This is a genomic window from Burkholderia sp. BE17 (assembly GCF_009362305.1).
Classification (GTDB): domain Bacteria; phylum Pseudomonadota; class Gammaproteobacteria; order Burkholderiales; family Burkholderiaceae; genus Burkholderia; species Burkholderia pyrrocinia_C.
This window is the reverse complement of sequence record NZ_WHNU01000026.1, coordinates 110,462-124,022: the sequence shown is the minus strand read 5'-3', so window position 1 is coordinate 124,022 and position 13,561 is coordinate 110,462. Positions and strand designations below refer to the sequence as shown.

General features: G+C 68.5%; 9 protein-coding genes. 8 read left to right on the top strand and 1 reads right to left on the bottom strand.

Annotated features, from left to right (window positions below; translation table 11 throughout):
- The first annotated feature begins 62 nt into the window (after positions 1-62).
- Positions 63-5,147, top strand: a complete 5,085-nt coding sequence (locus GD429_RS22685; protein ID WP_152860085.1) for an AAA family ATPase — start codon at positions 63-65, stop codon at positions 5,145-5,147.
- A gap of 43 nt (positions 5,148-5,190) precedes the next feature.
- Here GD429_RS22685 and GD429_RS22680 read toward each other — a convergent pair whose 3' ends face one another.
- The gene (locus GD429_RS22680) at positions 5,191-6,462 is read right to left on the bottom strand and encodes an NAD(P)/FAD-dependent oxidoreductase (protein WP_152860083.1); all 1,272 of its coding nucleotides are present in this window, start codon (positions 6,460-6,462) and stop codon (positions 5,191-5,193) included.
- A gap of 216 nt (positions 6,463-6,678) precedes the next feature.
- On the opposite strand from GD429_RS22680, the gene GD429_RS22675 reads away from it, so the two are divergent.
- The 7 genes from GD429_RS22675 to GD429_RS22645 all read left to right on the top strand — a co-directional run bounded on the left by GD429_RS22675 (position 6,679) and on the right by GD429_RS22645 (position 13,405).
- Positions 6,679-6,951, top strand: coding sequence for a ubiquitin carboxyl-terminal hydrolase 14 (locus GD429_RS22675; protein WP_034184373.1), 273 nt, complete (start codon positions 6,679-6,681; stop codon positions 6,949-6,951).
- A gap of 199 nt (positions 6,952-7,150) precedes the next feature.
- Positions 7,151-7,630, top strand: a complete 480-nt coding sequence (locus GD429_RS22670; RefSeq protein ID WP_152860081.1) for a VOC family protein — start codon at positions 7,151-7,153, stop codon at positions 7,628-7,630.
- A 1-nt stretch (position 7,631) separates the two neighbouring features.
- Complete coding sequence (locus GD429_RS22665) at positions 7,632-8,858, top strand: FAD binding domain-containing protein (RefSeq protein ID WP_152860079.1); 1,227 nt, start codon at positions 7,632-7,634, stop codon at positions 8,856-8,858.
- Between the two features lie 70 nt (positions 8,859-8,928).
- Positions 8,929-9,288, top strand: a complete 360-nt coding sequence (locus tag GD429_RS22660; RefSeq protein WP_321574794.1) for a DUF485 domain-containing protein — start codon at positions 8,929-8,931, stop codon at positions 9,286-9,288.
- Positions 9,285-10,937 carry a cation acetate symporter gene (locus tag GD429_RS22655; protein ID WP_152860077.1) on the top strand — a complete coding sequence of 551 codons (1,653 nt, stop codon included), beginning with the start codon at positions 9,285-9,287 and terminating at the stop codon, positions 10,935-10,937. Before GD429_RS22660 ends, GD429_RS22655 begins: the two co-directional genes overlap by 4 nt.
- Before the next feature lie 40 nt (positions 10,938-10,977).
- Positions 10,978-12,111 carry an amidohydrolase family protein gene (locus GD429_RS22650; RefSeq protein ID WP_152860076.1) on the top strand — a complete coding sequence of 378 codons (1,134 nt, stop codon included), beginning with the start codon at positions 10,978-10,980 and terminating at the stop codon, positions 12,109-12,111.
- Between the two features lie 169 nt (positions 12,112-12,280).
- Positions 12,281-13,405 carry an FAD-dependent monooxygenase gene (locus GD429_RS22645; RefSeq protein WP_152860074.1) on the top strand — a complete coding sequence of 375 codons (1,125 nt, stop codon included), beginning with the start codon at positions 12,281-12,283 and terminating at the stop codon, positions 13,403-13,405.
- Positions 13,406-13,561: the final 156 nt, after the last annotated feature.

Here is a 13,561-nt window from a genome sequence, read left to right as displayed (position 1 = left end):
GCTCCACCCTGCCTGCCCCCACCGTGAACCAACCCCTGCGCGACCCGGACGACACGAAGCGAATGGATGCTGACTGGCTGGCGCGCGCCCGCCTGTCGAATGCGGTGCGCTCGGGCGACGTGCTGTGGTTCGACCTGACCGACGCCGGGACGGGGTGCGTGTGGTCCGCGTGCCAGACCGGGTGGGAATCCGACCAGCGCTGCCGGCAATTCGAGCGCGAATACGCATTGAACGAAGCGCTGGAACCGGCGTGGGCGCTCATGCCGGTTGCGCTGATCCGCGCCGCGGACGGCCCGGTGCTCGTCTATCCTCGCCCGGACGTGTGTGCGTTCGACACGCTGGCGGACGGGCAGATGCCGCTCGACGTCTTTCTCGACGCGACGATCCAGGCCATGCGCACGCTCGGGGAGCTTCATCGGCGCGGCTGGCTGCATGGCGATCTGCAACCGGCCAGTTTCGTCATCGCACCGGACGGCACGATCATGCTCCGCTCGTTCGCCCATGCGTGGGACCGCCGCACGGAACGCGCCGCGGCGAGCACGATGCGCACCGATTTCGCTGCCTACGCGGCGCCCGAAGTCTCCGAAGGCTCATCCGTCGACGAGCGCTCCGACCTGTACGCGTTCGGCATCACGCTGTTCCGCCTGCTGACGGGCGCGATGCCTTACAAGGCCACGTCGACGTCCGAATGGGTCCACGCGCACGTCGCCATGCAGCCGTCGCCGGCCACGGCCTTTCGCGACGACCTGCCTGCCGTCCTGAACGACCTGATCCTGAAACTGATCGCCAAGGAACCTGCCGATCGCTACCCGTCCTGCGAAACGGTGCAGCACGATCTCGAACGTATCCTGCGCGACTGGCTGGCGGCAGGCCGCGTCGAGCCGTTCGCGCTCGGCGGCAGCGATCCGCTCGCCGGGTTGCACGCGCCCGACCTGCTGGTCGGCCGTGAAGCCGAATCCCGCCGGCTGGAGGCGGTGCTGGCGGCCGTCTCGCGAACCGGCGAGACGGCCATCGTGCTGATCGACGGGCCGGCCGGCGTCGGCAAGACCGCGCTGGCGGAGGACTTCATGCGCCATGCGCGAGCGGCATCGCGCACGGCCTGGTGCACGTCGGCGAAGGTCGATCAGTTCCAGCCCGCCCGGCCCTACGCGCCCGTGCTGCAGGCCTTGCGCGCGCTGTTCGGCAGCGCGCTGGCCAGGCACGACGACGAAATCGCGGCGATCGCCGCGCGGCTGCGCGACTGCGTGGGCCGCCAGGCCAACCTGCTGTCCGGCCTCTTCCCGGAGATTGCGTGGCTGCTCGATGTCGAGCCCGTCGCGTTCGACCATACCGATGCGATTCCGGAATTTCATCTATGCCAGATGGTCGTGAATGCCTTCCGTGCGTTCGCGGCGCCGGCCGAACCGCTCGTCATGGCGCTGGATGACATCCAGTGGGCCGACGACGCGACGCTCGCGTTCCTCGCATCGATCGCGGTCGATCCACCGGCCAATATCTGCGTCGTCGCCAGTTATCGAAGCCAGCCGCAGCACGACCACCCGGCGGCATTCCGCCGCTTCCTGCGGCAGCTCGACCCCACCCGCGTGTCGGCCCTGACGCTGGCGCCGCTCGACGCCCCCGACGTCACGCGCATGCTGGCCGGCATGCTCGGGGAGCCGCCGGACCGGCTGGCCGGGATCGGCGACATCGTTCACCGCAGGACGGGCGGCAATCCGTTCTACATCCAGCAGTTGCTGCGCACGCTGATCGACGAGCGGCTGCTCGGCTACGACCCGGCGCGACACATGTGGCAGTGGGACGCGGCCGCCATCGACGCGCGCCGCCCGACCGAGAACGTCGTGAGCCTGCTCGCGATCCGGATGCAGCGGCTGCCGCATGAATCGAGAACGCTGCTGTCGCTGCTGGCCTGTATCGGCACCGATGCCGACGAAGCGCTGTTGTGCGCCGCCGCCGGCAAGACCTGGGCCGAACTCCGCTTCTGGTTCGACCCCGCGCGCCAGGCGGGCCTCGTGTCGCTCTCCGGAAACCGCTGGCGCTTCGTGCACGACCGCATCCTCGAGGCCATCTACGCGGTCACCGGGCGGGCGGAGCGCGCGCTGCGCCACGCGCGGATCGCCGCCGCGATGCTCGCGCGCGCGGACGCGCGGTCGACCGAATCCCTGCTGGAACTCGCCGCCCAGATCGAGCAGGCGAAAAGCGCACCGCTCGACGACGCGCTCGCGCTCGCATTCGTGGATGCGCTGGTCGCGGCGGCCGAGGCCGCGGCGATCGTCGCCGCGCGCGATCGCGGGTTGTCGTTTCTCGCGACCGCGCAAGCGCTGCTCGGTCCTCACGCATGGTCGCAGCACTACGGTCTCGCGAGCCGGATCGCCATCCTGCGCAGCGGCCTGTTGCTCGCGACCGGCGAAACCGCGCAGGCATCCGACGCGATCGACGAACTCATGGCGCGATCGCGCACGCCGGCAGATCGCGCCGAGGCCCATCGGCTGAAGGCCGCGCAGCTCACGGTGGAGTCGCACTACCGGCAGGCCGTCGACGTCGCGCTGGCCGGGCTGGCGCTGCTCGGCGTGGAACTGCCGGCCGAGCCGGCCGAGGCCGATCTCGCGGCGGCCTGCGACGCCGTGCACGATGCGCTCGATGGCCGCGCCATCCGCGAACTCGTCGACCTGCCCGTGATGACCGACACACGCGTCGAAGCCACGATGGCGCTGCTGACCGCGCTCGAAGCCGCGATGTTCTATCCGAGCGGCGGGCTGATGCTGCTGCATTTCGCGACGATGGTCCGGCTGACCCTGCGCCACGGCGTCACCGCCGCGTCGGTGCAGGGGCTCGCGTGGTACGGCGTCAGCATTGCCGGGCATCACGACGCGTATGAAGACGGCCTCGAGTTCGCGAAGGTCGCGCTCGCGCTGGTCGATCGCCACGGCTTCGAGCGCTACCGCTCCGCGACGCTGATCGCGCTCGACCAGGTAAGCGTCTGGACCCAGCCGCTGTCGTACGCGCTCGAGCGCGCGCGCGATGCGAAAGCGGCGGGCAACGCAAGCGCCGAGCTGCGCTGGATGTGCTACAGCTGCAACCACATCGTCAGCGATCTGCTGTCGATGGGCGAAGCACTGCCGACGATCCGCCACGAAATCGATCCGCTGCTGCAGATCGCACGCGGCGCACGCTACGACGACATCGTCGACCTCGTTTCCACGCAGTCGGAATTCGTCGACGCGCTGCAGCTCGGCTACGACCGGCCGATCGGCACCTGGCGCGGCCGTGCATCGACGAAGACGCCGATGTCGGTGCTGCAGTTCTGGACCGACGTGCTCGCCGGCCAGGCGGCATTCATCTTCGGCGACGCGGACGCGGCGCGTGCGTCGCTCGATGCGGCCGCATCGAGCGCATGGTCGACGCCCGCGCACATCATGCTGTCCGACTTCCACCTGTTCGGCGTGCTGGCCGGCATCGCGAGCGACCGCGGCGCCACGCCGCCCGAGCGGCTGCTCGAACGCCATGCGCCGCAGCGCGCCCGCTTCGCCGCGTGGAGCGAACGCAATCCGGCAACGTTCCGCAACAAGCTCGCGCTGGTCGATGCCGAGTTCGCGCGCGTGCGCGGCGAGCATATCGTCGCGATGCAACAGTACGAAGCCTCGGCCAGCCTCGCGGCGGAGCAGGGGTTCGTGCACGAACAGGCGCTCGCGCACGAACTGGCCGCGCATCACGCCACGTCGCTCGGGCTCACCGGCCAGGCCCGCCATCAGTTGCGGCTCGCTCATGCGTGCTACCGGCGCTGGGGCGCGGCCGGCAAGGCGCAGGCGATGGAAGTGCAGCATCCGTTCCTCGTGATGGACCCGTCGCCGGGCGGCCCGGCCATGCCCGCGCGCGAAGATCTCGATTTCGCGCTCGCGATGCGCGCGGCGCACTCGCTGTCGGAAGAAATCGTGCTGGAGCGCCTGATCCAGACGCTGATGCGCAACATGATCGTGTATGCCGGCGCGGGCTACGGCCTGCTGCTGCTCGCCCGGCAAGACCGGCTGACGATCGAGGCGGCCGCGCGAACCGTCGGCAGCGACGTGATCGTCGAAATTGCCCGCAGCGAACCCACCGAGCGGGATGTCCCGCTGTCGATCCTGAACACCGTCGCCCGGACCCGCAAGCCGGTCGTGTTCGCGAACGCGCAGCGCGAAGGCGTGCCCGACCATGCCGACAGCCTGCGCGCGCACCCGACGCGCTCGCTGTTCTGCCTGCCGTTGTTGAAGCAGGGAGCGCTGATCGGCGTGCTGTATCTCGAGAATGCGCTGAGCAACGGCGTGTTTTCGCCGCGGCGCATCGCGATGCTGGAAGTGCTCGCGCCGCAAGCGGCCAATGCGCTCGAATCCGCGCGGCTCTATGCGGAACTGATCGACGAGAGCGCGCGCCGGCTCGAGACCGAGGCCGCGCTGCGGCATGCGCGGACCGAGCTCGCGCGCACCGCTCACACGACGGTGATGGGCGAACTGGCCGCGTCGATCGCGCATGAGATCAATCAGCCGCTGACGAGCATCGTGTCGAGCGTCGGCGCCTGCATGCGCTGGCTGCGCGGCACTCAACCCGATCTCGGCGAAGCGCTCGCGAGCCTCGAGGACATCCGTGCGTCCGGCGTGCGGGCGGCCGACATCGTCCGCGCGTTGCGATCGCTCGCCCGCCAGGCGCCGCCCGCGCTGGCGCCGCTCGCAATCGACAACCTGATTCGCGACATGCTGCACCTCACCGCGACCGAAATCGACGCGAAGCAGGTCGCGCTGCAGGTCGACCTGCATTGCAGCGACATCCGCGTGATGGCCGATCGCACCCAGATCCAGCAGGTGATCCTGAACCTCGTCACCAACGCGCTCGACGCGATGGACGGGCTGGCCACAACGTGCGAACTCGAGATCGCGTCGCAGGCCGGCGACGGTTACGCGGTCGTCTCCGTTGCCGACCGCGGCGCCGGCATCGATGCCGACATCGCGAACCGGATCTTCGATCCGTTCTTCACGACGAAATCGCACGGCATGGGGATGGGCCTGGCGATCTGCCGCTCGATCGTCGAAGCGCATGGCGGCATGCTCGAAGCCGCGTCGCGCGACGAGGGCGGCACCGTGCTGACGTTCCGGCTGCCGATTTCGACGACAGGTTGACCCGTGGGGCGAGCACGGCGCGCAACCCGCTTTTCGTCGCGGCTCAGGTGCCGCCCGACCGATGCGCGTCTTCGCCGAGGAACCGGTGCACGAACGTCACGGCCATCGCCCCTTCGCCGACCGCCGACGCCACCCGCTTGACCGAACCCGACCGGACGTCGCCCGCCGCGAACGAGCCGGGCACGCTCGTTTCCAGATAGTAGGGCCGACGCTCGAGCGGCCACACGCGCTCGAACGCCGGGCAGTCGTACAGGTCGCTGCCGGTCACCAGATAACCGCCAGGATTGCGAATGATGTTCGTATCCCGGGCCCATTCGGTATTCGGCGCACCGCCGATGCAGACGAACAGGTGCGTGGCCGGCAGCACGTCGCGTGCGCCATCCTCCGAACGCAGCACGATCGCTTCGAGCCGGCCGTCGCCGTGCAGCGCGTCGACGGTCGAGCCGTACCGCACCGTCACGTTCGGCATGCGCTCGATCCGGTCGATCAGGTAGCGCGACAGCGTCGCCGCCAGCGACGCGCCCCTGACGATCATCGTGACTGCACGCGCGTGCCGCGCGAAGTTCATCGCGGCCTGCCCCGCCGAATTGCCGCCGCCGACGATGAACACGTGCTTGCCTTCGCACATCGGCGCTTCGCTCGACCCCGCGCCGTAGAACAGGCCGGCGTTGAGAAACTTCTGTTCGTCGGGCAGGCCGAGACTGCGGTATTCGATCCCGGTCGCGCAGATGTTCGAGCGCGCGGTCAGGATCGAGCCGTCGGCCAGGTCGACGCGAATCTTGCCGTCGACGAACGTCGCGTGCACGCCCTCGCGCATCGTCAGCAGCTCGACGCCGAACTTGACCGCCTGCTGGCGCGCGCGCTCGGCCAGCTCGGCGCCCGGAATGCCGTCCGGGAACCCCATGTAATTCTCGATCAGCGAACTCGTTCCCGCCTGCCCGCCGATCGCATCGCGTTCGATCACGACGGCGCGCAGCCCTTCCGACGCCGCGTAGACGGCCGCCGACAGGCCGGCGGGACCGGCGCCGTAAATCGATACGTCGTACTCGATGAAGCGCGGCCGGGCGACCCAGCCGAGCTTTGCGGCGATCTCCGGCAGCGTCGGCTGGTAGATGCGCGAACCGTCCGGGAAAATGACGACCGGCAGCCGGATATCGCGCAGCGGCGCGATGCCCAGCTCGCGCGCGCAATCGGTGTCGGACGTCAGCTCGCACCATTCGTACTCGATCACGCCGCGCTTCAGGAAGTCGCGGATTGCATAGGCCTCCTTGCTGTTCGGCAAACCGATTACCTTGACATGCTGCGGCTGAGTCATGAGCGCCTCCCGGTGGCCGTCGTGTCGAATCTCGCCCGGACCTCGCGCCGGGCGCACTTGCGACTGTACGTCCGCCCGCGGCCCGGGTTGACATGCTTCATAAGAATTAAGGTCCGCTCCCGACACGGCCGTCCACAATGCACCGTATCCAACCCCGCTTGCAGCTTCGCGCCGGCCGCGCTGCGAGCGATCCCGGCGCCGGCATCGGAGCGGACGATGACCACGACCTGCACCCATCTCGGCGAAGCACGCATCCTGACCACCGACAAGGACTACTGCGAGGAATGCGTGAAGTCCGGCAGCCAGTGGGTGCATTTGCGCCTGTGCCTGACATGCGGGCACGTCGGCTGTTGCGACTCGTCGCCGAATCGCCACGCGAGCCGGCATTTTCACGAAACCGGCCACCCGCTCGCGCGTTCGATCGAACCCGGCGAGCGCTGGGTCTGGTGCTATGCGGACGACGTGATGGCCGGCGAGATCGCGTCGTAACGCGCCGCGCGCCGGGATCCGGCGCCCGCGCGCGCCCGTGTCCCACGACGGGCCGCCCGTCGCCCCCACCTGTCGACATCGATCCGGCACCTTTCCGGACCGAGGGTTAACACCGTTCGATCGCGCCTTTGTCATGCCGATCGTTTCGGCTATAGTTTATCGAACGATAACTTATCTATCGATAAACAAGGAGTCTTCCATGCCAGTCTCCAGACTCGCGCACTACTCGATCCGCACGCTCGATCTCGAGAAATCGTGCCGCTTCTACGAACGTGTGCTCGGCTTCAAGCGCGGCTATCGCCCGCCGTTCGACTTTCCCGGCGCGTGGCTCTACAAGGGCGGCGACGAAGCCGATTACGGCACGGTCCACATCATCGGCGTCGATCCGGCCAACCCCGACGGGCTCGCGGCCTATCTCGGCGACAAGGACCTGCCCGCAACGGGCACCGGCACCGTCGACCACATCGCATTCCTCGCGACCGGCGTCGAAGCGATGTGGAACACGCTGCGCGCGGAAGGCATCGCGTGGCGCGACCGCACGGTGCCGAGCCTCGGGCTGCACCAGGTCTTCATCGAGGATCCGTCCGGCGTGACGATCGAGCTCAACTACCCTGCCGCCGAGGTCGCCGGCCTGGCACTTCCCGCCGCGGCCTCGGCCGGCCACACCCACGGAGACTGACATGAACGACAGCACTTCGACGAACCGCAAGGCCGCCATCATCGGCGGCTCGCTGGGCGGGCTGTTCGCCGCGAATCTCCTGCTGCGCAACGGCTGGGACGTGGACGTGTTAGAACGCGTGCCCGAGGCGCTCTCGGGCCGCGGCGCCGGCATCGTCACGCACCCGGAACTGTTCCACGTGATGCACGCCGCGGGCGTGCGCATCGACGAATCGATCGGCGTGAAAGTCGAATCGCGCATCACGCTGGCCAGGGACGGCAGCGTGGCGTCGGAACGCGGGCTGCCGCAGACGCTCACCGCGTGGAGCAAGATGTACCACGTGCTGCGCGCGGCACTGCCCGACCAGCATTACCATTCGGGCGCCGTCGTCACCGATGTCGCGGACGGAGCGGATCGCGCATCGGTCACGTTGTCCGACGGCTCGGTCGTGCACGCCGATCTCGTCATCGCGGCCGACGGATTCCGTTCCGCGATCCGCGAGAAATTCCTGCCGGATGCGCAGTTGCAGTACGCGGGCTACGTCGCGTGGCGCGGGCTGGTCGACGAAGCCGGCCTGTCGGACGCGACCCACGCGACGCTGTTCGGAAAATTCGCGTTCGGCCTGCCGCCGCACGAGCAGATTCTCGGTTATCCGGTCGCCGGCCGGGGCAACAGCACGAAACCCGGCGAGCGCCGCTACAACTTCGTCTGGTATCGCGCGACCCGCGAAGACACCGACCTGCCGAACCTGCTGACCGACGAGACCGGCAAGCTGTGGGTGGGCGGCATTCCGCCGACGCTGATCCGCCGCGAAGTTCTCGACGACATGGAAGACGCGGCTCACGCGCTGCTTGCGCCGCAGTTCGCCGAGGTCGTGGCGCGTGCGACGCAGCCGCTGTTCCAGCCGATTTACGACCTCGAAGTGCCGAACATGGCGTTCGGCCGGATCGCGCTGCTCGGCGATGCCGCGTTCGTCGCGCGGCCGCATTGCGGGATGGGCGTCACGAAAGCCGCCGGCGATGCGCTCGCGCTCGTCACGGCACTCGCCACGCGCACCGACACGCTCGACGCACTGTGCGAATACAGCGAAACGCGCACGGCGTTCGGCGCCGCGATCGTGCAGCATGCGCGCCACCTCGGCGCCTACATGCAGGCGCAACTGAAAAACGACACCGAGCGCGCCATGGCCGAGCGCTATCGAACGCCGGAAGTCGTGATGCGGGAAACCGCCGTTCCGCCGCATTTCTGAGCGCGGGCGGGCGCCGCGTGCGAGACGCGCGGCGCCCGCTGCCCGGATACCCAAACCAGAAGGAGACACCGTGAACCACCCGATTCCGGCTACCGCCGGCACCGCGCCCGACCTGGACGCGCCGGCGCAGGCCACGCATCCGCTGCTGCGCGATGCCCGCTTTCGCGATCTCGTCAGGCGCAGAAGGCTGTTCGCCTGGTCGCTGACGCTCGTCATGCTCACCCTCTATTTCGCGTTCATCCTGACGCTGGCGTTTTCGCCGACGCTGCTCGGACAGCCGATCGTGCCGGGCCGGCCGACCCCGTGGGGCATCCCGGTCGGGTTCGGCATGTTCGTCGTCACGTTCGCGCTGGTCGCGCTTTACGTGTATCGGGCCAATTCGGAGTACGACACGATCGTCGCGTCCATTCGTCACGGAGGCGATCAATGAAACGCCTGCTCCTCGCATCGATCGCCACCGTCGTCGCCGTCGCCACGGTCGACTCGGCACCGGCATTCGCGGCCGGCCCCGCGGCACTGGCGCACGGGCACAATCCGGTCGCGATCGGCATGTTCCTGCTGTTCGTCGCGTCGACGCTTTTCATCACGCGCTGGGCCGCGCGCAAGAACAACAGCGTGGCCGACCACTACGCCGCGGGCGGCAAGATCACCGCGTTCCAGAACGGCTGGGCGATCGCCGGCGACTACATGTCGGCGGCGTCGCTGCTCGGCATCTCCGCGCTGGTGTTCACGAGCGGCTACGACGGCCTGATCTATTCGGTCGGCTTTCTCGCGAGCTGGCCGATCATCCTGTTCCTGATCGCTGAGCCGCTGCGCAACCTCGGCAAGTACACGCTCGCCGACGTCTTGTCCTATCGCCTCCGGCAACGGCCGATCCGCGCATTCGCGGCGTCGAGCTCGATCGTCATCGTGCTGCTGTATCTCGTGTCGCAGATGGTCGGCGCGGGCAAGCTGGTCGAGCTGCTGTTCGGCCTGAACTACACGGTCGCGGTGCTGCTCGTCGGCGTGCTGATGGTCGTCTACGTGTTCTTCGGCGGGATGCTGGCGACGACCTGGATCCAGATCATCAAGGCCGTGCTGCTGCTCGCCGGCGCGGCCTTCATGGCGATCATGGTGCTGAGCCGTTTCGGCTTCAGCCTCGATGCGCTGTTCGCGCAGGCGATTCTCGTCCACCCGAAACACGCGGCGATCATGCGCCCCGGCGGCCTGGTATCCGATCCGGTCTCGGCCGTGTCGCTCGGCCTCGCGCTGATCTTCGGCACGGCAGGCCTGCCGCATATCCTGATGCGCTTCTTCACGGTCGGCGACGTCAACGCCGCCCGCAAGAGCATCCTCTATGCGACCGGCATCGTCGGCGCCGGTTATGTGTTGATCATCATCATCGGCTTCGGCACCATCGCGCTCGTCGCGTCGGACCCGCAATACCGCGACGCATCCGGCGCGATCGCGGGCGGCGCGAACATGGTGGCGGTCCACCTCGCACATGCGGTCGGCGGCAACGTGTTTCTCGGCTTCATCTGCGCGGTCGCATTCTCGACCATCCTGGCCGTGGTCGCCGGGCTGACGCTCGCGGGTTCGTCGGCGATCTCGCACGACCTTTATGCGAACGTGCTGCGTCGCGGGCGCGCTTCCGATCAGGAGGAAATGCGCGTGGCGCGCGGGACGACCCTAGCGCTCGGCGTGCTCGCGATCCTGCTTGGCATCGCGTTCGAGAAGCAGAACATCGCGTTCATCGTCAGCCTCACGTTTTCGATCGCGGCGAGTTCGAACTTTCCCGTGCTGCTGCTCTCGATCTACTGGCGCGGCCTGACGACGCGCGGCGCGGTACTGGGCGGCCTGACCGGGCTCGCCACCGCCGTCACGCTGACCGTGCTGAGCCCGACCGTCTGGGTGCAGGTGCTCGGTCATGCGCACGCGGTCTATCCGTACGAATATCCGGCACTGTTCTCGATGGCGGCCGCATTCGCCGGCGTCGTCCTGTTCTCCATCACCGACCGCTCGGCCCGTGCGCAACGAGAGCGCGCGCAGTTCGACACGCAGCTCGTCGCATGCGAAATGGGCATGACGCAACGCGGCTGAGCCGCACGCCCCGAAGAATCGATACCCCAAGAGAGACACCATGTTGAATTGCACCTGCTGCATGTCGCCGGCACGGCGCCGCCTGCTCGGCGCGCTGGCCGCGCTCGCCGGCACGGCCGTCGCCGGCGGCCACGCGTCGGCTACCGAAACCGCGAGCGCACCGGCCGCATCGACCGCCGTGCCGCGGCATCGGCCCCGCTCGATCGACATCCATGCGCACTACTACCCTGAAAGCTTTTGCGATCTGGTCGGCGGCGAAGGCAAGCGCTTCGGCGGCTCGTTCGCGTGCGACGATGCGTCGTTCACGTTCCGGACGCCCGCCGGCGGCCTCGGGCCGCTGCCGATGAAGTTCATCGACGTCGACGCACGACTCAAGGACATGGATGCGTCCGGCGTCGACGTCCAGGCGCTGTCGCTCAGCGTGCCGATGGCGTACTGGGGCGACCGGCCGTTCAACGCGAAGCTCGCGCGCGACTGGAATTCGGCTGCGTCGCGCGTCTACCGGCGGCACCCGACGCGCTTCGTCGTCCTCGCGACGCTGCCGATGCTGAACGCGACCGATGCGATCGACGAACTCGAGCGCGCTGCGCAGTTGCCGGGCGTGCGCGGCGTGTACATGGGCACCAACATCGACAACCGCGATCTCGACGATCCGCTGTTCGCACCGGTCTTCGCGCGCATCGAGCAACTGGGCCTGCCCGTGTTCCTGCATCCGCAGCAAACGGTAGGCGGCGCACGGCTCGGCGATTTCTACCTGAGCAACCTGCTCGGCAATCCGTTCGATACGGCGATCGCGGGCTCGCACCTGATACTCGGCGGCGTGCTCGACCGCTACCCGAACCTGCACGTCACGTTGCCGCATGCGGGCGGCGCGCTGCCGATCCTCGTCGGGCGCCTGGATGCGGGCTGGGCCGCCCGCCCCGAAACACGCCGGCTCGCGCAAAAGCCCAGCAGTTATCTGCGGCGCTTCAGCTACGACACGGTGTCCCATTCGGGGCCCGTGCTGAACTTCCTGATGGAGAACGTCGGGGTCGACCGGCTCGTACTCGGCAGCGACTACTGCTTCGACATGGGCTACGAGCAGCCGGTCCGCTTTCTCGAGCGCCTCGACCTGACGGCGGAACAGCGGTCGATGATACTCGGCGGCAATGCAGGCAAGCTGCTCGGAATCTAGCGGGCAAGCAAGCGTACGGCGGTTTTCGACCCACGTCTGCACCGTCGGCGCAGGCCGTTGCCGGGCATGGCATCATCCGGCGAACCGGTGAGGGCCGGCATGCGACGCCGCGCATCGCGACCACCGCCCGGCGACGCACGCCGCCGGCCGAACACGGGAATCACGCACGATGAAGATAGTCATTGCAGGCGGATCGATCGCCGGCCTCGCGGCCGCGCTGACGCTCGATTGCATCGGGCACGACGTCATGGTCTGCGAGCGCTCGCCGTCCCCGCTGCGCGGCCAGGGCGGCGGCGTGGCCGTGCTGCGGCGCATGATGGCGTTTCTCGAACAGCATGGCCGGCATTGCCGCCAAATGATCAGCGTGCCGACGCACCGGCGGCGCTGGATCGATCGCGACGGCGTCGTCACGCGGGACGAACCCGAAATGCTGCCGTTCTCGTCATGGGACGCCGTCTACCGCTCGCTGTGCGAGACGCTGCCGCGCGGGCGCATCCGTTACGGCCGCACGGTCACCGGCTTCACCCAGAACGCGGACGGTGTCGACGTTCACCTGGACGACGAACGCATCCGCGCGGATGTGCTGATTGCCGCCGACGGCTCCGGCTCGAACCTGCGCGCGCACCTCTTCCCCGGCTATACGCCGTCGTTTGCCGACTACCTCGCATGGCGCGGCATCGTCGACGAAGCCGAATTCGACGCCGCGGCGATCGCGTCGCTGGTCGAGAACATGACGCTGCACAAGGCGCCGGGCGAGCTGTTCATGGCGTTCCTGATTCCCGCGCTCGACGGCTCGCTCGCGCCGGGCACGCGCCGCTTCAACTGGCTGTGGTATCGCAACGAAGCCGATCCGGATGCGCTGCGCCGGCACCTGACGGATCGGCACGGTCACCTCCATCACGCGTCCGTGCATCCGGGGCAGCTTTCCGACGACACCGTCGCGACGCTGCGGCAACTCGCGGGCGAACGCTTGCCTGCTTCCCTGTCGCAACTGGTGCTCGCGACGCGCGCGCCATTCAACCAGGCGATTTTCGATGCACTGAGCCCCGGCTTCGTCGACGGCCGCGTCGCGCTGATCGGCGACGCGGCCTGCACCGTGCGCCCCCATACGGCATCCGGCACGTCGAAGGCGGCGAGCGATGCCGTGTCGCTCGCCGAAGCGCTGCCGGCGGACGCGACCGACGTCGTCGCGCGCCTGGCGTCATGGTCGGCCCGGCGGCGAGAGGAAGTGACCTCGTTGCTCGACAAGGGTCCGCAACTTGCCGCGGCGTTCGGTCTCGGCACGCCGCGCTGACGCATGTGTGCTGGCGCCGGGACGCAGCATGCGCGCGTTCAGAACGTTTCAGCGCAGCTTCAGGAAATGGCGTCGGCGCCCGCGTAGACTGCCTCCCATCATCCGCCGCGCAGACAGACGGTCCGCGCGCGGTCCCCAGCCATGGAGTAACGACAT

Bases quoted from the DNA above. Each gene is read 5' to 3' on its own strand.
- GD429_RS22685 (WP_152860085.1), top strand. From the start codon at position 63: ATGGATGCTGACTGGCTGGCGCGCGCCCGCCTGTCGAATGCGGTGCGC.
- GD429_RS22680 (WP_152860083.1), bottom strand. From the start codon at position 6,462: ATGACTCAGCCGCAGCATGTCAAGGTAATCGGTTTGCCGAACAGCAAG.
- GD429_RS22675 (WP_034184373.1), top strand. From the start codon at position 6,679: ATGACCACGACCTGCACCCATCTCGGCGAAGCACGCATCCTGACCACC.
- GD429_RS22670 (WP_152860081.1), top strand. From the start codon at position 7,151: ATGCCAGTCTCCAGACTCGCGCACTACTCGATCCGCACGCTCGATCTC.
- GD429_RS22665 (WP_152860079.1), top strand. From the start codon at position 7,632: ATGAACGACAGCACTTCGACGAACCGCAAGGCCGCCATCATCGGCGGC.
- GD429_RS22655 (WP_152860077.1), top strand. From the start codon at position 9,285: ATGAAACGCCTGCTCCTCGCATCGATCGCCACCGTCGTCGCCGTCGCC.
- GD429_RS22650 (WP_152860076.1), top strand. From the start codon at position 10,978: ATGTTGAATTGCACCTGCTGCATGTCGCCGGCACGGCGCCGCCTGCTC.
- GD429_RS22645 (WP_152860074.1), top strand. From the start codon at position 12,281: ATGAAGATAGTCATTGCAGGCGGATCGATCGCCGGCCTCGCGGCCGCG.